We start from the raw sequence: 20,560 nt of genomic DNA, 5'->3' as shown, positions 1-20,560 counted from the left end.
AATTATGCTGTACTGTTTTTTTAATGCATCGTCATTCCGCCTGTAACATTGATTGACTGCCCCGTCATATAACTAGCTAATGGACTTGCTAAAAATAAAACAACATTTGCTACGTCTTGCGGCGTTCCTGTTCGACCTAACGGGACTTGACTGATATCTTCTTGCCTTACAGCTTCTGCACTCATCCCCCGCAAAGTTCCGCCTTCCACTCGCTCCCGCTGTTTCATCTCAGTTTCAATGATTCCTGGACATACCGCATTTACTAAAATTTGATTGGCTGCCGTTTCGATCGCCAAGGTCTTCACTAATCCCAAGACCGCATGTTTAGAGGCAACATACGCAGCCATTCCACGATAGCCATTTTTACCTGCTTGAGAAGCAATCACGATCACTCGTCCTTGCTTCTGATGGTCGATCATAGTCTTAGTAAAGTATTTTAAAGCTAAGTAAGCTCCGCGTGTATTGACTTGAAAAGTCTTATCAAAATCGCTCGTTTGACTTTCAACTAAAAAATCCATCGTCGAAATTCCAGCAACATCCACTAATATATCTGGAATCAATTGTTTTTCAATCAATTGCTGATTCAATTCAGCAATCTCAACTTCTCTACTGATATCTAATTTGACTTGATAATACTGTGGATTCTCGGTTATCTCAAGCGGTGAAGCAGTATAAATAATATCCGCTGCGATCACGATTGCTTGATTCGCTAAAAAGGTATCCACTACAGCTTTACCGATTCCTTGACTACTGCCGATGACTAAAACGACTTTTTGCTTTAACTCTGGAAACATCGTCATCACCTAAACCAAATGACGTTCAAATGCATCATCGCTGATACCTTCAGCTACAACTTTCTTTGACCACTCCTTAGCAGAGAATAGTGAATGGTCCCGATAATTTCCGCAACTGATGATATCTGTTCCTTGAACATCTTTCCACTCAGTTTTTTCAGCAATTTGTTCTAACGATTCTTTCAAAGCAACAGCTACTTGATGAGCCGTGGGTTCTCCCCAGACAATCAAATGGAACCCCGTTCGGCAACCAAATGGTGAACAATCAATCACTCCGTCTAAACGATCGCGTAAAAGATCTGCTAATAAATGTTCGATCGTATGCAATCCAGCTGTCGGAATTGCATTTTCATTAGGCTGAACAAAACGTAAATCAAAATTTGTCAGAACATCGCCTTTAGGACCCTCTTCTTTTGTAATCAAACGTACGTATGGTGCCTTTACTTTTGTGTGATCTAAGGTAAAACTTTCTACTTCTGCCATTATTGAAACACTCCTCTTTATTTTTCTAAATAACTTAGCGGTTTATCGACTTCGATTTTAGTTCCGCCAAATTCTTTACTGATATATTTTTGGATCGTTTTATTATGATACAACTTCACCAATTTTTTAAAATTAGCGTTGTCTTTATTATCTTCTGCTGTGGCAAGGATATTGATATTATTTTTAGTCGTTTGATTAACCTCTTCATGAAATAATGAATCTTCCAGTACATTCAAGCCACCATCCAAAGCTACTGTATTTGAAATCAAGACAGCATCCACCGATTTCAAAACACGTGGACCAGTCGTATCATCGATTTGCTTAAAGACTAAATTTTTAGGATTTTCAGTAATTTTTTCTACTCCACTCAAGGCATCGAAATCATCACTCAATGTGATCAGGCCTGCTTTTTGTAATAAAAGTAAGCCACGTGCTGTATTTGCAGGATTATTAGCGAGCGCGATCGTCGAACCAGCTGGAATCGCTTCGATCGAATCATATTTATCTGAATAGATTCCTAATGGTTCCAAATACGTGGTGCCTAAAGCTGCTAGTTTCTTTTTACTGTTTTGTTGATTGTAAGCATTGAAGTATGAATACGATTGAAATGCATTTACATCGACACTGCCATCTGCAGTAGCTTTGTTTAATTGAACACCGTCTGTAATTTGTTTTACTTCTATTGTTAGACCAGCTTTTTTAGCTTCTGCACTTTTGGCGATATACTGCCAAATTTGAAAATCAGATCCTTGCGATCCGATGACGATCGTATTGGATTCCTTTTTCTGTGAGTGGCTCACACTGTGTACGCCAAATCCAACAACACCTAATACGATGATGACACCCAATAAAGCAATTATTTTTTTCATGTTACATCTCCTTTGTTTTCTAACTTTAAAATTTGATAAATCGATCGGCTAAACGATCGCCTATAAATTGAATAACAAATACTAATACTAATAAGATGATCATACATACAAACGTCACGTCATTTTGAAAGCGAGCATAGCCAATACTGATCGCCACATTTCCTAATCCGCCCGCACCGACAGCACCGGCCATCGTGGTCAAACCGACTAAGCTGATGACGGTCAGTGTTGAAACACGGATGATATCTGCTAAGCCTTCACGTAAATAGACACGGAAAATAATTTCTTGATTGCTCAAGCCCATCGACTGAGCCGCTTCGACAACGCCAGTTCCTACTTCTTGTAAAGCCAATTGGACTTGCCGCGCATAGAATGGAAAGATCCCAATCACTAACGGAACGAGTGCTGCTGTTGTACCGACCGTCGTACCCACTAGAAAACTAGTCAGTGGAGAAATCACTGCTAACAAAATAATGAATGGGATGCTCCGTAAAAGATTGACGATTTTATCTAAAATACTATAAAAAGGACGATCTTCAGCAATCCCACCGGGCTGAGTCACAACTAAAACTAACCCCGTCAATAAACCTAGTACTCCAGCGATCACTGCTGACGCAATTGTCATGTAGATCGTCTCTAATGTGGCTTGCCAGATATCTGCCTGCATCGCAATCACATTGGGAAATAGTTGACTCATGCTTGTTTCACCCTCTTCGCTATTTCTTCTACTCTCACTCCTTGTTCTCGTAAGTACTCGACACCGCCAGCGACCTCAGGGCCGTTCAATGCCAATATCATTACACCAACAGTCAGATCATCGAATTGATCAACATTTGCAAAAAGGATATTGGCTGAAAGTGCATATTTTTGCGCCATTTCAGTTACCACGGCTTGATTGGTCGTTTCACCAATGAATTTTAGCAAGAACAAATTATCTAAACGTTTTTGTTGGATCCGGCTTAGTGCTTCTTGAACATTGATCGATGTATCAATAAATTCTTCAGTTAGGCGTTCTTTAGGATGTCTGAATACTTCTGCTACTTTGCCTTGCTCGATAATTTTTCCTGCTTCCATCACGCCCACCCGATGACAAATCGTTTGGATGACCTGGATCTCATGTGTGATCAATACGATCGTCAGGCCCAATTGTTGATTTAACCGCTGCAATAATTTTAAAATCGACAATGTTGTTTTCGGATCTAAAGCGCTCGTTGCTTCATCGCTCACTAAGATATCAGGATTATTAGCTAAGGCTCGAGCAATCGCGACACGTTGCTTCTGACCGCCAGAAAGCTGATCTGGAAAAGCATCTGCTAACTCTTCTAATTCAACGAGTTTCAATAGAGCCAATGCTTTTTCGCGCCGCTCATTTTTGCTTAACTTCTCGCCTAATAACGGAAACTCAACATTATTTAAAATCGTTCGCGAATTCATCAAATTGAAATGCTGAAAGATCATTCCGATTTTTTTTCGTGCTTGCTGAAATTGATGTTTAGTTAACCCAGCTAAGTCTTGCTGATTTACGAGTACTTTTCCCGCGGTCGGAACTTGCAGATGATTAACTAAACGAATCAGTGTACTTTTTCCAGCCCCCGAATAACCAATAATGCCATAGATTTCTCCGCGATCAATTGTCAGCGAAACATGATCGACAGCTGTAATTTTACTGTTATTACGTTCAAACGTTACAACAGCCTCTTGTAATTCGATCACAGGTTGTTTATTTTCCACCATCGTTTTATCCCTACTTTTCTGGCCAAACCTCTTCGGCGATGTTTTTGATCAAAGCAATTTTTTTCCACTGTTGCTCTTCCGTCAAAATATTTCCCTCTTCCGTTGAAGCAAAACCACATTGAGGACTCAAAGATAAACGATCTAACGGAATATACTGAGCTGCTTCTTTGATCCGATTGATTACTTGTTTCCGATCTTCTAACTCACCATCTTTCGAAGTGATCAACCCCAAGACAACTTTTTTATCACCGCTGACTTTTGCTAAAGGTTCAAACCCACCAGAACGATCCGTATCGTATTCTAAATAATAGGCAGTCACATTTTCCGAAGTGAATAATGGATCTGCTACATCGTCATACCCGCCAGCTGCTGCCCACGTTGAGTGATAATTACCTCGGCAAACATGTGTATTCAATGTTAGGTCTGCTGGTTGGTCTGCTAGAACAGCGTTATTGATTGTTAGATATAATTGTGCTAATTCTTTACGTACTTCTTTTTCATCTTTATCTTCTTCACTGATAAAGCCTTCCGGCAATGGTGCAACCAAGACACCCCAAGTACAATCATCTAATTGGATCGTTCGAGCACCGGCTGTATAGAGATCCGCGAGTACTTGTCGATACGCTTGAACAATATCAGCAATCAATTCTTCATTCGTTGGATAAACCTCGCGAACTTTTCCAATTACATCAGGTCGTAACAATTCCACGAGAATCTGTGCTGGTGCAGGAATCGTTTGTTTCACTTCTATTCCTTCACTAACATGTGCTTGCGTAAATTTAAAATGTTCAACGAAAGGATGATTTTCACCAGAAACTTTTCCTGTAACGATCACTGTCCCCGGTCGTGTTTCCTCTCCGTGAAAGAAATAACCATGTTCAGGAATATAAAATTCAATTCCTTGCAGCCCCCAAAAGAAATCCAGGTGCCACCAGCTACGACGAAATTCTCCATCAGTCACAGCTCTTAACCCCGCAGCTTCCTCTTTTTTAATTAGATCAATAATCGCTTCATCTTCGATTTTCGTTAAATATGCGCGGTCTACTTCTCCAGCTTCAAAAGCGGTCCGGGCTGTTTTTAATTTTTCAGGTCGTAAAAAACTTCCTACGATATCATATGCGAATGGTGATGTTGTACGTTTTGTCATAATAAATTTCCTCCAATTTTAGCTTTAAAGAAAAGGCGATGAAACAAAAAAAACATCCATCCCTTTACCTACTGCTTTTGCAATAGATAAAGGGACGAATGTTTTCGCGCTACCACCCTCATTTACATTATTCTTACGAATAATGCCTCATCGGTACCTGTTGATACCCGGTGATATATCGGTCACTTCCCGTTTGGTTCGCGTGAACGAGCCAAATAGCTCAGAGCTCATCTTCACTGACGTTTACAATCCCCTTTTCCACCGACCGGGTTCTCTGTGCTTATGACTTATCAGTTACTCTTCTCTTCAAAGCTTTATTATTTGTTCACTATAATCACACTATTTACTCCTCGTGTCAACACTTTTTTTGTTCTTTTTTAATAAATTCCACTTTTCACAACAAAAAAAGCCAAGATCCAAGGATCTCGGCTTAAAAATATTTATTTTCTTAGTACCAACCGTTTGCTTGCCAGAAAGCTTGAGCGCCTTCCCATGAACCATAACGAGAAGTTACGTATTGATCTGCTACACGTTCTTGGTTTGATTCAGAATAATCACCATTCAAGTATGAAGCTGATAATTGGTAACGTCCAACATATTGGCCGTTTGATGCAGAATAAGAACCACCAGATTCTTTTTGAGCAATCCATTCTTTAGCTGAAGAAGTTGTTGCCGCTGTAGTAGCTGTTGTTGTTTCAGTAGAAGTTGTTGCAGCTGGTGTTTCAGTGACAGTAGTTGTCGCTGCTGGAGCTGTTTCTTGAACTGTCGTTGTTTGTGTTGTAGTTTCTTGAACTGGAGCTGACGCTTCAGTAGAAGTTGTCGCTGCTTTTGTATCACCATTAATGGTCAATTCTTGACCAGCAAAAATCATGTTTACGTTAGAAATTTTATTTGCTTTCGCAATTGAACTTACTAAACTATCATTACCAGCAAACTTATGAGAAATCTTTGATAAAGTATCTCCTGATTGAACAGTATAAGTTTCTGATGCGTGTGCATCCGTAGCTCCCATCGCTAGACCTGCACCTGCTGCTAATACTGTACTAAAAAGAAGTGTTTTCCCTAATTTCATTATATAAATTCCTCCGATTGTTTTGTCTCTTTTTCTTCTGTCCTTTTGACTACGAGAGTTACTTTACCATCCTTTTGTATTTCATGGGTAATATTACTGTGACAATACATTACAATAATATGAAACAATGTAACAAAACTAGCGTTTGTGTGTTACTTTGAAATATATAATATTCATTCATATTTTTAAAAACCCTTTTATAGCAGGGTTAAAATAAAATGTAACTGTTTTATATTTGTATTACAAAAATTACTTTTAGAAACATTGAAATCTTTTTGTAAAGAAACTTAATAAAGACTCTCTATTTTTTCTGAAGAATTTTGGCTAAATAATTGTATAGATCGATTCCATTTATGGGTTAAAAAAACTTCTGCTAAAAAAGCAGAAGTTTTTTTTATTTAATTCGTAAGCGTCGGCGCCACTTCAGCGCTTGCGGTCCAATCAATTTATCAGCTAATCGAAGTTTCAAACTCAGGCTAAGATAAACAAAACCGCCAGCTCCTGCGGTAAGAACACAAATCAGCATGGCTTGGATCCTAGAAGTAGGATCTAATACAATATAACTTATCTGGCGAACGATCAATGCCGCTACTAGCATGATTACTGTAAGCAACGCGATTAAAAGACAACGTCTAAACGCTAATTGATAGTTTGCATGAACGACTCTTCGAAGTTTCCATAAACACAATCCACATGTTAAAGCTAAGCCCATAAAGGTAGCAATCAACGGTCCATATACTTCAAATAATTTGATCAACGGAAGTTGGATAATCGCTTTAAAAGCTAAGCCAAACAGCCAATACCTTACTGCAATGCGGCTGTGTGAAATACCTTGAAGTGTAGTCGACAGCATCATAAACAAAGCTGAAGCAAATCCCGCCCAGCAAGCTACCACTAAGATTCGACTGCCCAGTACATCTGGTGTATAAAAAAGTGTGTTGAGTGGATACGCCAGTAAAATCATTCCAGCTATTGCTGGAAACATGATAAATGCGAACAATTGAATATTGGTATTTACTAATTTTCCTAATTCAGGTCGCCGCCTTAATGTAAATAACTCTGTCAACATCGGTAAACTAGTAAGTGCTAATGAGGTTCCTAACGCCACGACGACCATTGTCAACTTATCCGGATTTGCACTGAACAAAGCATAAAGATCGACTAATTGTCGGTGGCTATAATTAGTATTTGCTGCCATAGTATGGATAAAAGTTACTTGGTCGATCAACTTATAGAAAGTGATGCCCCCACCTAATAATATAAATGGAATTGCTTGTCTAATTGTTTCTAATAATAATTTTTTTGTATCGATGGTTACTTTATTTAAACTGTAGTTCAATTGAAGATCACTGCGTTTTTTGTCTTTGAACCAATAAAAAAGTAAAACACCATACGAGCCGATCATTCCCACTGCAGCAGCAAATGTTGACTGGATCACCGCAGCTAAATATTCACCATGTTGAACTTTCATGATAATAAAAACACTCAATAACATATAAAAGACCCGAATCGCTTGTTCAACCACTTGAGAAACGGCGGAAGGCCGCATATCTTGTTGCCCTTGAAAATAGCCGCGCAAGACACTCATACAAGGAAAAGCAATCACTGCGATACTCAATGCACGGATCACTGGGATCAGCTGTTGACCACCACCAGATAGACTAGCTAAAAAAGGAGCAGTAAAAAACATCAGCCCGCCAAAAAGAATCCCTAAAAGTGCTGTGGCTTGGAGCGCTTTAATGAATAATCGACGACTTGTCTGGTATTCACCTTTGGAATTGTAACGAGCAATCTGTTTCGCGATTGCCCCGGGCAGTCCAGCAGTAGAAATCATCATGAACAATGCATAAAACGTATACCCCATATTAAACAGCCCATTAGCCGCTCGAGCATTTTCACCCATCCAGGCATACCAAGGAATGATGTAAACAGCTCCTAGTAAGCGTGAAAAGATATTTCCTACAGTCAGCCAGGCTGAACCTTGGATCATTTTTTCCTGATAACTCAGGTCACTTGGTCGTGTTTCTCTCATGATCTCCTCCTACAAAATTACTACTCTAATAGTAAAGCTAAAAACGTTTTCTGACAATCACTCTTTTCTTAGTTTTCCTACCATTTATAAAGCTATGCTATAATAGCCTAGACAATATTATGGAGGTCTCTATCACATGCTGACACTTACCCAAATTCAACAAATCCTTGAAAAAGAAAACTTATTGCGTGAGTTTATCACGCCTGATCGTTGGAGTCTAGCTGCTCCTTTTGAAAAAAATTTCCACAAACTTTCTTATGACTCTCGTGAAGCAGATGCTGACACACTTTTTTTCTGTAAAGGAAATAATTTCCAAGTACGTTACTTGGAACAAGCACTACAAACAGGTCTAGCTTGCTACATTGCCGAACAGCCTTACGAAGTCGATGCAGCGTTAGCGATTATCGTAACAGATATCCGTAAAGCTCTAGCTGTTTTAAGTATGGCTTTTTATGACTATCCGCAAAATAAACTAAAACTGATCGGTATCACGGGAACTAAAGGAAAAACGACTGTTGCGTACTTCACTAAAAAAATCTTAGATATCACGACCCAGCAAAAAACGGCTTTGCTGTCTACTTTGAACACTACTTTAGATGGAGTCACTTTTTTCAAATCTAAATTAACCACTCCTGAGTCTTTAGACTTGTACCGTATGATGGCAGAAGCAGTCACAAATGGTATGACACACTTAGTGATGGAAGTTTCTTCGCAAGCCTATAAAGTCGCACGTGTTTACGGCCTGACTTTTGATGTCGGGATCTTTCTAAATATCTCACCCGATCATATCGGACCGATCGAACATCCGACATTCGAAGATTATTTTTATTGCAAACGTCAGTTGGTAGCCAACTCACGCCAAATGATCTTACATCATGAAATCGATCATTTTGATTTATTAAGCGAATTAGCAAAAGCTAAAAAGATTCCAGTAATCACCTATGGCAACAAGGTTGAAGCAGATTATCAAGTGAAGCCGTTGGAACATCCTCTAGCCTTTTCACTAACCGGTGCTAAAGATAGTTTGATGCTCAATGGTACGTACGAGATATTATTAGCTGGTGATTTCAATAAAGAAAATGCTGCAGCTGCATTGATTGCTAGTGCCTTGGTCGGCGCAGACCAAACAGCTGGTCAACAAGGTTTAGCCGAAGCATTGGTCCCAGGACGCATGAATTTATTATTGAAACCAAACGGCGCACACATCTATGTCGATTACGCTCATAATTATTTAAGTATGAAATCGTTACTTGCATTTGCTAAAGAACAACACCCTGCTGGTGAAATCTTAGTCATAACAGGTTCAACAGGAAATAAAGCCGAGTCTCGCCGAGCAGGGCTTGGACAAGCCATCGGCGAATACGCAGATGTTGCCATCTTGACAAGCGATGATCCCAATTACGAAAATCCCCAAAAAATTGCGACTGAAATTCAACAAGGAATCCAGAATGATCAGGTACAGGTCCACTTTGAAAAAGATCGCAAACAAGCGATCCAACAAGCGATCCAATCCGCCGGTCCAAATGATGCGATTATTTTAGCTGGTAAAGGAACAGATAAATACATGACCGTTAATGGTGAGAACCTTCCTTATGAAGGTGATTATCATTTAGCTGAATTGTTTATAAAAGACTAGTAAAAAGAGGTTGGAACAAAAGTAGCGAATACTTTTGTTCCAACCTCTTTTATTTTTTTTAATTAGCTACGATATTCACTAATTTATTAGGAACCACGATCACTTTACGAATCGTTTTTCCTTCGATATTGCGTTGGATGTGTTCATCTGCCAGAGCAATTTTTTCTAGCTCATCTTTTGCTAGATCAATAGCAACCATTACTTTCGAACGCACCTTGCCATTGACTTGCAAGATCACTTCGATTTCATTTTCAATCAGAGCCTCTTCATCATAAGTTGGCCATGAAACATACGAGATATCTTCATCATGACCTAAAATCGCCCATAATTCTTCTGAAATATGTGGAGCGATCGGTGCTAATAATTGAACAAAACCTTCCACATATTCATAGGTCAACGCTTCAACTTTATACGCTTCATTCACGAAGACCATCATTTGTGAGATGGCGGTATTCAAATGCAGCTGTTCCATATCTTCTGTGACTTTTTTGACGGTTTGATTATAGACTTTCGTCAATGAACCATCGTTGATGTTGGTAATGTGGTCACGCATTTTTCCATCTTCGTCTACGATCAGACGCCATACACGATCTAAGAATTTGCGCGAACCTTCTAAGCCATTTTCACTCCAAGCGATCGATGCATCTAATGGACCCATAAACATTTCATACATCCGCAATGTATCTGCACCGTACTGTTCTACCACATCGTCAGGGTTTACGACATTTTTCAATGATTTACTCATTTTTGCTGGAGCTTCTTCTAATTCTTCACCCGTTTCGATGCTGTACCATTTACCATCACGTTTTTCAACTTTATTGGTTGGTACAAGAGCACCGCGGCTATCACGGAAACTTTGCCCTAAAATCATTCCTTGGTTATATAATTTTTGGAACGGTTCATTTGTTGGAACCACACCGATATCATATAAGAATTTATGCCAGAAACGAACATATAATAAATGAAGCACAGCATGCTCAGCACCACCGATATAAAGATCCACTGGTAACCAACGTTTCAATTTTTCGTAATCTGCTAAAGCTTCTTTATTATGCGGATCAATAAAGCGTAAATAGTACCATGAACTACCAGCCCATTGCGGCATCGTATTCGTTTCACGACGACCTTTTTTACCAGTAACTGGATCAACAACATTTACCCAATCTTCGATATTTGCTAGTGGTGATTCACCTGTTCCACTAGGCTTGATATCTGTTGTTTTTGGCAATTCTAATGGCAATTCATAATCAGGAACTAAACCAGTTGTGCCGTCTTCCCAATGGATCACAGGAATTGGTTCACCCCAGTAACGTTGACGAGAGAATAACCAGTCTCTTAAACGGTAACTTACTTCTTTTTTACCACATTGATGTTCGTCTAACCAAGAAACCATTTTATCAATTGCTTCTTGTTTACCTAAACCATCTAAAAATTCTGAATTAATATGTGGACCATCACCTGTGAAGGCTTCATTTTCAATATCGCCGCCTTCTACAACCGGTACGATTGGTAATTCGAAAGTTTTAGCAAATTCGTAATCACGTTCATCATGGGCAGGTACCGCCATGATAGCACCAGTACCGTAAGATGCTAAGACGTAATCGCCGATCCAAATCGGCATTTTATTTCCGTTAGCTGGATTGAGCGCATAAGCCCCAGTGAAGACACCGGTTTTTTCTTTTGCTAAATCTGTCCGGTTTAAATCTGATTTTTTAGAAGCTTCTTCGATGTAAGCATCAATGGCCGCTTTTTGTTCCGGCGTTGTGATTTTTTGTACCAAGTCTAATTCTGGCGCTAATACGGCATACGTCGCACCAAACAATGTATCTGGACGTGTTGTGAAAACCGTAAAGCTTTCTTCACTACCCTCAATCTTGAAGCTGACATTTGCACCGATTGAACGGCCGATCCAGTTGCGTTGCATTTCTTTGATACTTTCAGGCCAATCCACTGTTTCTAGATCATCTAATAAGCGATCTGCATAAGCCGTGATTTTTAACATCCATTGACGCATTGGTTTGCGGATAACGTCGTAGCCGCCACGTTCGCTCTTGCCGTCGATGACTTCTTCGTTTGAGATAACCGTTCCTAATTCTGGCACCCAGTTGACTGGAACTTCCGCTTCATAAGCTAAACCTTTTTCATACATTTGTTCAAAGATCCATTGTGTCCATTTATAGTATTCAGGATCTGTCGTATTTAATTCACGATTCCAATCGTAACTGAAGCCTAATGAATTGATTTGACGTTTGAATGTTTCAATATTTTTTTGAGTAAATTCTGCAGGATCATTTCCTGTATCTAAAGCATATTGTTCTGCTGGCAGACCAAATGCATCCCAACCCATTGGGTGTAAAACATTATAACCTTGTGATCGTTTCATCCGTGAGATGACATCTGTTGCTGTGTAGCCTTCCGGATGTCCTACATGTAATCCTTGACCAGATGGGTATGGAAACATATCTAATGCATAGAATTTTGGTTTTTCTGGGTCATCTTGGGTATTGAATGTATTGTGGCTTGCCCAATATTTTTGCCATTTTTTTTCAATCGCTTTGTGATCGTAACTCATGTTGCGCCTCCTATAAGCCTAATCTTTTATTTTTTATCATCCCCGAAAGAATGATGATGTAACAAAATTTACACTAGTTCCTTACTGCATTTCTTCAATGAAACAAAAAAAGCCCTACAAAAGTTCAAAACAACTTTTATAGGACGTTATCAACGTGGTACCACCTATCTTTATCTGCACACTGGCAGAACTCAACAGAAATAACGGTCTCTAACCGGATCATTCGATCATGCTCCAAGGTAAGTTCGAAGTTCTCGCATACCACACTCTCAGCACCGTGGGCTCTCTGAAATGCGTTTCTTTCTACTACTCCTCTTCTAGGCAAATAAATATTAAAGTAACTTCATCTTAGCAGATTACTATCTAGAATTCAATTGAATTCCCTTTAAGAATCCATTGAAAGAATTGTACTGCTAAGTAAACATGATATAATGATTCCGGTTATAGAAAGGATGAATTGTGTAGAATCATGAAAAATAAATCGCTCTATCATTTAATCGGAAGTTTCACTTTGCTGTTTTTTGCAGTGCTCTGTTACATCGTCCGATTTTATCCCGATACGTTATCCGGTTTTGACCACTCGATCATTCATGGGGTCCACCGTTTATATCCGCAGATGAACGGTTACTTTTTATGGGTGACAAAATTTGCCAATCCGATTACGATCGTCTTATTATCAATCGTTTTTGTCGGTTTGTTTTATTTTAATAAACAAAAGATCACTGCACTATGGTTAGGCGCGGGAATGGTTTTGATCAGCGGCGCGTTAAATCATTTACTAAAAATCTTTTTCCAACGTGAGCGACCTACCGTTCTTACCCATATGGTCACCGAACACAGTTTTAGTTTCCCCAGTGGACACTCGACTGCCAGCACCTTGCTTTATGGAACGTTGATCTTTGTGTTGCCTTTGTTTATCAAAGAAAAGACTCCTCGCTTGATTGGACAAATCATTTTAGGATTATTGATTTTTAGTATCATGATCAGCCGTATCTACTTAGGCGTCCATTATCCTAGCGATGTCTTAGCAGGGATGCTTTTAGGCAGCAGCTGGCTATTTTTCACCTATCCTTATTACCAACAAAAAAAATTAGCTTACGATTTAAAAGCAATTAGGAGAAACAAATGACCTTTACTTATAGCGATGATGAAAACAAACGTTACCATTCTTGGAATTATGCTTTACGCCAAGAATTTGGTGGGAAAATCTTTAAAGTCCCGGTAGACGGCGGCTTTGACTGTCCAAACCGTGACGGTACTGTGGCTCATGGCGGTTGTACCTTCTGTAGTGTTTCAGGCTCAGGCGACATGATTGTAGCTCCTAGCGATCCGTTACCACAGCAATTTCATAAAGAAATCGATATGATGCATCAAAAATGGCCGCATGTTGAACAATATATCGTCTATTTCCAAAATTTCACAAATACTCATGCACCGGTTGAAGTGATTCGCGAGCGTTTCGAACAAGTCGTCAATCTTCCAGGTGTTGTTGGACTTTCCGTCGGCACACGACCTGACTGTTTACCGCCAGAAGTGGTCGATTATTTAGCTGAATTGAATCAACGCTTATACCTTTGGGTTGAATTAGGCTTGCAAACAACCTATGAGGAAACAAGTAATTCGATCAATCGAGCACATGATTATGGAACCTATGTCGATGCGGTCGCTCGCCTGCGCAAACATAATATCAATGTCTGCACGCATTTAATCAATGGTTTGCCTGGAGAATCGCTAGAGATGATGCGGGAAAATGTTCGCCGTACTATTTTAGATTCTGATATCCAAGGAATCAAACTTCATTTAATGCATCTGATGCGTAATACTAAAATGTTACGTGATTACGCTGAAGGTCGTTTGCAACTGATGACCAAAGAAGATTACGTTTCTGTGATCTGCGATCAATTAGAAATGATTCCTCAAGACATCATCATCCATCGCTTAACTGGGGATGCACCTTGGGATTCTTTAGTTGGACCTATGTGGAGCTTAAAAAAATGGGAAGTCTTGAATGCGATCGATCAAGAATTGATCCAACGAGATTCCTATCAAGGCAAGTTTGATATTAGAAAGGACGCTGGCTATGCTGCTCACCTCCTTACGCTTTAGCCATCAACTCTTAAAAGAAGTCGTTATCGAAGGCGATCATGTGATCGATGCGACTATGGGCAATGGAAATGATACCCTTTTTCTAACGGAATTGGTCGGAAAAAGCGGCCAAGTCTATGCCTTTGATATTCAAGAGCAAGCTTTAAAAAATACCCAAACACGATTAGCTGCTGCTGATCAACAAGCGACATTATTTCTAGCGGGCCATGAAACGATCGATGAAAAAATTTCCATCGATCAACCGATCAAAGCCGCAATTTTTAATTTAGGCTATCTACCTAAAAGTGATAAACAGATTATCACGTTACCAGAAACAACTAAGCAAGCGATGGGAGCAATTTTAAAACGCTTGACTGTTGGCGGCCGAATGATCGTTGTGATCTATTACGGTCATGCTGGCGGTGAGACAGAAAAAAATGAAGTCCTCGATTTTTGTCAAGCATTGCCGCAAGAAGCTTATAATGTATTGAGTTATCAATTTATCAATCAAAAGAATACGCCGCCGATTTTATTATGCGTAGAGAAAAAGAACAGCTGACCTTCAGGTCAGCTGTTCTTTTCATTAAACCATTCCAATACACGTTGAATCCAAGCATCCCAAAAGATCCAATCATGCTTTCCAGGACCTTCTTCAAAGGTGACATCTAATTGGTTCTGTTCTAGTTTGTGCGCCATGTATTGACTGGCAGGATATAGATCGTCTTCTGTTCCACAAGCTAAGAAAAAGCGCGGGGCTTCTTTGCCGCTTTTGACTAATTCTTCTAATAGATAAAGCGGGTCATTTTTAGAACCTTGCAATTGATCCAATGGCCCAAAGATTCCTTGCCAGTAGGCTTCATTTCGCACCAACAACAAACTCTTGATATCTGCTAAAACTACAGCACCAGACAGAGAAGCGACCGCCGCAAAATTTTCGGGTTTTGCTAAGCCTAATTTCAAAGCACCATAGCCACCCATCGATAGCCCTGCTGCAAATGTTTTTTCACGCTTTTTAGTGATTTGTGGGAATAGTTCATGAACTATTTCCGGTAATTCTTCTGCTACAAACGTCCAATAATTCATATCATACGTAGTATCAGTATAAAAAGCTAAGTCTGTTGAGGGCATGACTACTGCCATTTGATACTCTGCAACATAGCGCTCGATCGATGTCCGACGCTCCCAAACGCTATGATTTCCGCCCATCCCATGTAATAAATAAAGTACGGGTATATCATCGGTAATACCGATTGTTTCTGTCCCTATTTTTTTATGCGTTGTCTGTGGTAAGATCACATTCATTGCCACTTCCATTTGCAACACATTTGAATAGACATTTACTTGTAAAAAAGCCATCTATTTTGATCCTCCAGTTTTCTTATTGTTCGTTTAGTTTAACACGTTTTGATTGTTTGCCAAATAAAACACTAAACAATAGCGCAATCACAATCAACAGTAGACCAGCCAAATAAATCCAATGCAAACTATTGAATAAAATGGTCCGCAATTCATCTCGTAGTGTTTGCTCGATTTGCAATGCCGTGTGCGGGTTGATCAAACGATTCATGAGTGTGGTATCCGTGATACCTGCTTGAGCTAATTGACGACCATTAGAAACATTCAAAATAATTCCAAAAACTGAGACCATAATTGTTTGTCCGATCGTACGAGACAATGTATTGAATGAAGTGGCTACGCCGATTTCTTCTTGCAAAACACTCGCCTGAGCTTCCACAGTCGTAGTTGTTACAGCCAAACCATATCCAATCCCAAGAATTCCCATGATTACAAAAAACAACCAAAATGGGCTGGCTTGCGGCAAGAACAACAAGGAGCCACCGCCAATTAAAATAATCAATAGACCCAGTATTATGATTCGCTTCGCTGAATACTTTAATAATAAGCGTCCTGATAAGAAAGAACCATACATCCAGACAATCGACAGCGGAGCTAATACTAAACCACCCAAGCCGGCAGACTTTTCTAGTACGCCTTGCATCCACATCGGAATATAAACATCCAAACTCATTAAGAAGCCACTGATCAATGCCGCCACGATGTTGACACTAGCAAACGTCTGATTACTAAAAAGATTCAAGTCAATCACGGGATCTTCTGCCCGTTTCTCCGTATAAATAAATAAGAACAAGACCACAATACTAAAAATAAATAGCCCAATGACCGCTGCGGATAAGCCTTCATCTCCTAAAAGTTGAAAACCTAGCAATAAACTCAATAGCGTTAGCATTAAAAATAAACTTCCTAAGATATCCATTTTTTTTGCTTGATAATTTTTTTTCTCTTCAATAAAAAAGTACTTTAATAAACCGATTAATCCCAAGCCAATCGGAACATTAATAAAGAAGATCCAATGCCAGCCTACTGTATCAACGATCACTCCTCCAGCCAAAGGACCAAAAACACTGGCAATTCCCCAAGCTGCACTCGTTAACCCTAAAACCTTTGCTCGCTTATCAATATCATAAAGATCTGCTATGATCGTCAAAGAAACAGGCATGATTGCCCCTGCACCTAAACCCTGGATTCCTCTAGCAATAATCAGCGTCAACATCTCATTTGAAAAACCGCACAGTGCTGATCCTAGTACAAAGAGTAAAATCCCGATGAAAAAAATTGGTTTCCGACCAATTTTATCAGCCAATTTTCCATAAATCGGTGTAATCATAGCACTGGTCAATAAATAAATCGAAAATACCCAATTCATGATTTCGATTCCTTGTAAACTACCTACGATCGTTGGCATTGCTGTCGTTACAATCGTTCCCTCGATTGCTGACATAAATGTCGCTATAAAAATACCTATCGTTACAACCTTAACATTTGTTGTTCGTTTCATTTTTACCTCCGAATTTTTATAGTCTTGTGTAGCATAGCACGTCTTGATACAAAATGACTCTCAATTTTTTTATGTCCTTATTCAAAAATTGACAAAAAGAGACGGTTCTATTGATTCAAAAAATCAATAGAAACCGCCTCGTGAACTCCATAAATACTTTATGTCTGTACGATTTATTTTAAATCCAAACTAGCTTTCAATGCATCTACTTTATCTGTGTGTTCCCATGGTAGATCAACATCTGTACGTCCGAAATGGCCGTAAGCAGCTGTATCGCTATAAATAGGACGCAATAAATCTAGCATTTCAATAATACCTGCAGGACGTAAATCAAAGTTTTCGCGAATCGCTCCGATTAGCGCTTCCTCTGAAACTTTTGCTGTACCGAACGTATTTACTGAAATAGAAACCGGTTGAGCTACGCCAATAGCGTAAGCTAATTGAACTTCCACTTTTTCTGCTAAGCCAGCTGCTACAATATTTTTAGCAATATAACGAGCGGCATAAGAAGCAGAACGGTCTACTTTAGTTGCATCTTTCCCAGAGAAAGCACCACCACCGTGACGAGAATAACCACCATAAGTATCTACAATGATTTTACGGCCAGTTAGACCGGCATCTCCTTGAGGTCCGCCAATAACGAAACGGCCAGTTGGATTGATATAGTATTTTGTTTTTTCATCTAGTAATTCAGCTGGAATTTCATGTTTGATTACTTTTTCCATGACATCTTTACGAATTGTTTCGTTATCAACTTTATCACTATGTTGTGTACTGATAACAACTGCATCAACACGTTGTGGTTTACCATTTTCATCATACTCAACTGTTACTTGAGATTTTGCATCTGGTCCAAAATAAGCAACTTCACCAGATTTACGTAAATCTGCTAAACGTTTTACCAAATGATGACTCAACGAAATAGGTAAAGGCATTAATTCAGGTGTTTCATTTACTGCAAACCCAAACATCAAGCCTTGGTCTCCAGCACCGATATCTTCAATTGCTTCTTCTTTATCACGTGTTTCTAAAGCATCATCCACACCTTGAGCGATATCCGGAGATTGTTCATCAATTGCTACTAAAACAGCGACATTGTCTCCATCAAAACCAAATTTTGATTCTGTATAACCAATACGCTTGATTGTTTCACGAACAACTTTTTGGATATCCACATAAGCGGTAGTAGAGATTTCTCCAAAAACTAAAACAAGCCCAGTAGTCACTGATGTTTCACATGCAACACGAGCTTTCGGATCCTTTTCTAAAATTGCATCTAAGATAGCATCACTAATTTGGTCAGCAACTTTATCTGGATGTCCTTCTGAAACTGATTCTGATGTAAATAAACGACGTTCTTCCATTATAAATATTCCCCCTAATTTTATTCGGTTACAAGGAATCTCTGGTTTTTCCAGAACCTATCGGGAACTTGCAACGAATCGATTATAACAGAAAAATAGCACCTGTCACTAATAATCCACTAATAATTCAGAAAATTTATGGAAATTATTTTTGAATACAAAAAAAGAGACGTTCAAAAACGTCTCAACTATGACCCGTACGGGACTCGAACCCGTGTTACCGCCGTGAAAGGGCGGTGTCTTAACCGCTTGACCAACGGGCCATGATAATAAATATAAAAAACGGAGAAGGAGGGATTTGAACCCTCGCGCCGGTTTCCCGACCTACACCCTTAGCAGGGGCGCCTCTTCAGCCACTTGAGTACTTCCCCAAAAACCAAAAAGTTTTAATGGGCCTAAATGGACTCGAACCATCGACCTCACGCTTATCAGGCGTGCGCTCTAACCAGCTGAGCTATAGGCCCCAAATAAAAACTAAAGCGGGTGACGAGAATCGAACTCGCGACAACAGCTTGGAAGGCTGTGGTTTTACCACTAAACTACACCCGCATGGCGGTCCCGACGGGATTTGAACCCGCGATCTCCTGCGTGACAGGCAGGCATGTTAACCCCTACACCACGGAACCATGTTTTAGTTTTTAATTGCGGGAGCAGGATTTGAACCTACGACCTTCGGGTTATGAGCCCGACGAGCTACCAGACTGCTCCATCCCGCGATAATATTATTAAAAAGGAGGATAAGGGATTCGAACCCTTGCACGGTTTTACCCGCCTGACGGTTTTCAAGACCGTTCCCTTCAGCCGGACTTGGGTAATCCTCCGGTAAAAAATAATGACCCGTACGGGACTCGAACCCGTGTTACCGCCGTGAAAGGGCGGTGTCTTAACCGCTTGACCAACGGGCCATAATTTTAATGGGCCTAAATGGACTCGAACCATCGACCTCACGCTTATCAGGCGTGCGCTCTAACCAGCTGAGCTATAGGCCCCAAATAAAAAACTAAAAGAAGCGGGTGACGAGAATCGAACTCGCGACAACAGCTTGGAAGGCTGTGGTTTTACCACTAAACTACACCCGCAACTTGGGATGGCGCGGGACAGAATCGAACTGCCGACACATGGAGCTTCAATCCATTGCTCTACCAACTGAGCTACCGAGCCAAGAAGCGGTCCCGACGGGATTTGAACCCGCGATCTCCTGCGTGACAGGCAGGCATGTTAACCCCTACACCACGGAACCGTATTTTTTAGTTTTAATTGCGGGAGCAGGATTTGAACCTACGACCTTCGGGTTATGAGCCCGACGAGCTACCAGACTGCTCCATCCCGCGATAATATTATTAAAAAGGAGGATAAGGGATTCGAACCCTTGCACGGTTTTACCCGCCTGACGGTTTTCAAGACCGTTCCCTTCAGCCGGACTTGGGTAATCCTCCATATAAGAGTCACTATGGACCTTGTAGGACTCGAACCTACGACCGGACGGTTATGAGCCGTCTGCTCTAACCAACTGAGCTAAAGGTCCCTGGCTCGAATGAAATCGCGGCGGAGGGGATCGAACCCCCGACCTCCCGGGTATGAACCGGACGCTCTAGCCAGCTGAGCTACACCGCGTTATTAATAAAAATGGAGCCTAGCGGGATCGAACCGCTGACCTCCTGCGTGCAAAGCAGGCGCTCTCCCAGCTGAGCTAAGGCCCCATTATTTTATATCGGGAAGACAGGATTCGAACCTGCGACACCTTGGTCCCAAACCAAGTACTCTACCAAGCTGAGCTACTTCCCGAAAATGCACCCGAGAGGACTCGAACCTCTAACCCCTTGATTCGTAGTCAAGTACTCTATCCAATTGAGCTACGGGTGCGTATTTAATTAATGCCGAGGACCGGAATCGAACCGGTACGGTGATCACTCAC

The 20,560-nt window shown here is 40.3% G+C and carries 16 protein-coding genes, 19 tRNA genes, 1 riboswitch and 1 other annotated feature; of the genes, 4 read left to right on the top strand and 31 right to left on the bottom strand.

The window, feature by feature from the left end:
- Nucleotides 1-20: 20 nt before the first annotated feature.
- The 8 genes from ACKTSC_RS09430 to ACKTSC_RS09395 form a co-directional block, all read right to left on the bottom strand.
- Entirely contained in the window at nt 21-794 is a 774-nt protein-coding gene (locus ACKTSC_RS09430) for an SDR family NAD(P)-dependent oxidoreductase (protein WP_407857443.1), read from the bottom strand.
- A 9-nt stretch (nt 795-803) separates the two neighbouring features.
- Nucleotides 804-1,277 carry an S-ribosylhomocysteine lyase gene (locus ACKTSC_RS09425; RefSeq protein ID WP_332580715.1) on the bottom strand — a complete coding sequence of 158 codons (474 nt, stop codon included), beginning with the start codon at nt 1,275-1,277 and terminating at the stop codon, nt 804-806.
- Nucleotides 1,278-1,294: 17 nt separating this feature from the next.
- Nucleotides 1,295-2,146, bottom strand: coding sequence for a MetQ/NlpA family ABC transporter substrate-binding protein (locus ACKTSC_RS09420; RefSeq protein WP_332580716.1), 852 nt, complete (start codon nt 2,144-2,146; stop codon nt 1,295-1,297).
- A gap of 25 nt (nt 2,147-2,171) precedes the next feature.
- A complete protein-coding gene (locus ACKTSC_RS09415; protein ID WP_332580717.1) occupies nt 2,172-2,843 on the bottom strand; it encodes a methionine ABC transporter permease in 672 nt (223 codons plus the stop codon).
- Complete coding sequence (locus tag ACKTSC_RS09410) at nt 2,840-3,880, bottom strand: methionine ABC transporter ATP-binding protein (protein WP_407857442.1); 1,041 nt, start codon at nt 3,878-3,880, stop codon at nt 2,840-2,842. The genes ACKTSC_RS09415 and ACKTSC_RS09410 overlap by 4 nt, the downstream gene beginning before the upstream one ends.
- Nucleotides 3,881-3,890: 10 nt before the next feature.
- Complete coding sequence (locus tag ACKTSC_RS09405) at nt 3,891-5,027, bottom strand: 5-methyltetrahydropteroyltriglutamate--homocysteine S-methyltransferase (protein ID WP_407857441.1); 1,137 nt, start codon at nt 5,025-5,027, stop codon at nt 3,891-3,893.
- Nucleotides 5,028-5,475: 448 nt separating this feature from the next.
- A complete protein-coding gene (gene apf / locus ACKTSC_RS09400) occupies nt 5,476-6,099 on the bottom strand; it encodes an aggregation-promoting factor (protein WP_407857440.1) in 624 nt (207 codons plus the stop codon).
- Nucleotides 6,100-6,493: 394 nt separating this feature from the next.
- Nucleotides 6,494-8,131 carry a putative polysaccharide biosynthesis protein gene (locus ACKTSC_RS09395; RefSeq protein ID WP_332580721.1) on the bottom strand — a complete coding sequence of 546 codons (1,638 nt, stop codon included), beginning with the start codon at nt 8,129-8,131 and terminating at the stop codon, nt 6,494-6,496.
- A gap of 136 nt (nt 8,132-8,267) precedes the next feature.
- Here ACKTSC_RS09395 and ACKTSC_RS09390 point away from each other — a divergent pair, with 136 nt between their 5' ends.
- Nucleotides 8,268-9,767, top strand: a complete 1,500-nt coding sequence (locus ACKTSC_RS09390) for a UDP-N-acetylmuramoyl-L-alanyl-D-glutamate--L-lysine ligase (RefSeq protein ID WP_407857439.1) — start codon at nt 8,268-8,270, stop codon at nt 9,765-9,767.
- A gap of 58 nt (nt 9,768-9,825) precedes the next feature.
- On the opposite strand, the gene leuS is transcribed toward ACKTSC_RS09390, so the two are convergent.
- Complete coding sequence (leuS, locus tag ACKTSC_RS09385; protein WP_407857438.1) at nt 9,826-12,339, bottom strand: leucine--tRNA ligase; 2,514 nt, start codon at nt 12,337-12,339, stop codon at nt 9,826-9,828.
- A 136-nt stretch (nt 12,340-12,475) separates the two neighbouring features.
- Nucleotides 12,476-12,668 (bottom strand) — a binding site (T-box leader).
- Nucleotides 12,669-12,808: 140 nt separating this feature from the next.
- On the opposite strand from leuS, the gene ACKTSC_RS09380 reads away from it, so the two are divergent.
- The 3 genes from ACKTSC_RS09380 to mnmM are packed head-to-tail and all read left to right on the top strand — an operon-like array spanning nt 12,809 to nt 14,983.
- On the top strand, nt 12,809-13,468 hold the full coding sequence (locus ACKTSC_RS09380) for a phosphatase PAP2 family protein (RefSeq protein WP_407856039.1): 660 nt from the start codon (nt 12,809-12,811) through the stop codon (nt 13,466-13,468).
- Nucleotides 13,465-14,445 carry a tRNA modification radical SAM protein MnmL/YtqA gene (gene mnmL / locus ACKTSC_RS09375; RefSeq protein ID WP_407857437.1) on the top strand — a complete coding sequence of 327 codons (981 nt, stop codon included), beginning with the start codon at nt 13,465-13,467 and terminating at the stop codon, nt 14,443-14,445. Before ACKTSC_RS09380 ends, mnmL begins: the two co-directional genes overlap by 4 nt.
- Nucleotides 14,420-14,983 carry a tRNA 5-(aminomethyl)-2-thiouridylate-methyltransferase MnmM gene (gene mnmM, locus ACKTSC_RS09370; RefSeq protein ID WP_332580726.1) on the top strand — a complete coding sequence of 188 codons (564 nt, stop codon included), beginning with the start codon at nt 14,420-14,422 and terminating at the stop codon, nt 14,981-14,983. The genes mnmL and mnmM overlap by 26 nt, the downstream gene beginning before the upstream one ends.
- Before the next feature lie 8 nt (nt 14,984-14,991).
- On the opposite strand, the gene ACKTSC_RS09365 is transcribed toward mnmM, so the two are convergent.
- The 22 genes from ACKTSC_RS09365 to ACKTSC_RS09260 form a co-directional block, all read right to left on the bottom strand.
- Nucleotides 14,992-15,780 (bottom strand): alpha/beta hydrolase, encoded by a 789-nt coding sequence (locus tag ACKTSC_RS09365; RefSeq protein WP_332580727.1) that lies wholly within the window; start codon nt 15,778-15,780, stop codon nt 14,992-14,994.
- A 22-nt stretch (nt 15,781-15,802) separates the two neighbouring features.
- On the bottom strand, nt 15,803-17,281 hold the full coding sequence (locus ACKTSC_RS09360) for an MDR family MFS transporter (protein WP_407857436.1): 1,479 nt from the start codon (nt 17,279-17,281) through the stop codon (nt 15,803-15,805).
- A gap of 173 nt (nt 17,282-17,454) precedes the next feature.
- Complete coding sequence (gene metK / locus ACKTSC_RS09355; protein WP_332580729.1) at nt 17,455-18,645, bottom strand: methionine adenosyltransferase; 1,191 nt, start codon at nt 18,643-18,645, stop codon at nt 17,455-17,457.
- Nucleotides 18,643-18,724, bottom strand: a riboswitch (SMK box riboswitch). Its footprint overlaps the gene before it by 3 nt.
- 112 nt (nt 18,725-18,836) lie before the next feature.
- Nucleotides 18,837-18,908 (bottom strand) — tRNA-Glu (locus ACKTSC_RS09350).
- Nucleotides 18,909-18,928: 20 nt separating this feature from the next.
- Nucleotides 18,929-19,016: transfer RNA gene (locus tag ACKTSC_RS09345), tRNA-Ser, on the bottom strand.
- A gap of 19 nt (nt 19,017-19,035) precedes the next feature.
- Nucleotides 19,036-19,109: transfer RNA gene (locus tag ACKTSC_RS09340), tRNA-Ile, on the bottom strand.
- A gap of 14 nt (nt 19,110-19,123) precedes the next feature.
- Nucleotides 19,124-19,194, bottom strand: a tRNA-Gly gene (locus tag ACKTSC_RS09335).
- A 1-nt stretch (nt 19,195) separates the two neighbouring features.
- A tRNA-Asp gene (locus ACKTSC_RS09330) sits at nt 19,196-19,271 on the bottom strand.
- Nucleotides 19,272-19,287: 16 nt separating this feature from the next.
- Nucleotides 19,288-19,361 (bottom strand) — tRNA-Met (locus ACKTSC_RS09325).
- 15 nt (nt 19,362-19,376) lie between these two features.
- Nucleotides 19,377-19,466: transfer RNA gene (locus ACKTSC_RS09320), tRNA-Ser, on the bottom strand.
- A gap of 12 nt (nt 19,467-19,478) precedes the next feature.
- Nucleotides 19,479-19,550, bottom strand: a tRNA-Glu gene (locus tag ACKTSC_RS09315).
- Nucleotides 19,551-19,560: 10 nt separating this feature from the next.
- A tRNA-Ile gene (locus tag ACKTSC_RS09310) sits at nt 19,561-19,634 on the bottom strand.
- Between the two features lie 19 nt (nt 19,635-19,653).
- A tRNA-Gly gene (locus ACKTSC_RS09305) sits at nt 19,654-19,724 on the bottom strand.
- A 9-nt stretch (nt 19,725-19,733) separates the two neighbouring features.
- Nucleotides 19,734-19,806, bottom strand: a tRNA-Phe gene (locus ACKTSC_RS09300).
- A 6-nt stretch (nt 19,807-19,812) separates the two neighbouring features.
- Nucleotides 19,813-19,885 (bottom strand) — tRNA-Asp (locus ACKTSC_RS09295).
- A 17-nt stretch (nt 19,886-19,902) separates the two neighbouring features.
- Nucleotides 19,903-19,976: transfer RNA gene (locus ACKTSC_RS09290), tRNA-Met, on the bottom strand.
- 15 nt (nt 19,977-19,991) lie between these two features.
- Nucleotides 19,992-20,081 (bottom strand) — tRNA-Ser (locus ACKTSC_RS09285).
- A gap of 15 nt (nt 20,082-20,096) precedes the next feature.
- Nucleotides 20,097-20,170 (bottom strand) — tRNA-Ile (locus tag ACKTSC_RS09280).
- A gap of 15 nt (nt 20,171-20,185) precedes the next feature.
- A tRNA-Met gene (locus tag ACKTSC_RS09275) sits at nt 20,186-20,259 on the bottom strand.
- A gap of 13 nt (nt 20,260-20,272) precedes the next feature.
- Nucleotides 20,273-20,345 (bottom strand) — tRNA-Ala (locus ACKTSC_RS09270).
- Nucleotides 20,346-20,356: 11 nt separating this feature from the next.
- Nucleotides 20,357-20,430, bottom strand: a tRNA-Pro gene (locus tag ACKTSC_RS09265).
- A gap of 4 nt (nt 20,431-20,434) precedes the next feature.
- Nucleotides 20,435-20,508 (bottom strand) — tRNA-Arg (locus ACKTSC_RS09260).
- Nucleotides 20,509-20,560 lie beyond the last annotated feature (52 nt).

Origin of the sequence: Enterococcus hailinensis (assembly GCF_045862035.1) — a bacterium.
GTDB classification, from domain to species: Bacteria; Bacillota; Bacilli; order Lactobacillales; family Enterococcaceae; genus Enterococcus_A; species Enterococcus_A hailinensis.
This window is presented reverse-complemented; position numbering and strand designations above follow the sequence as displayed.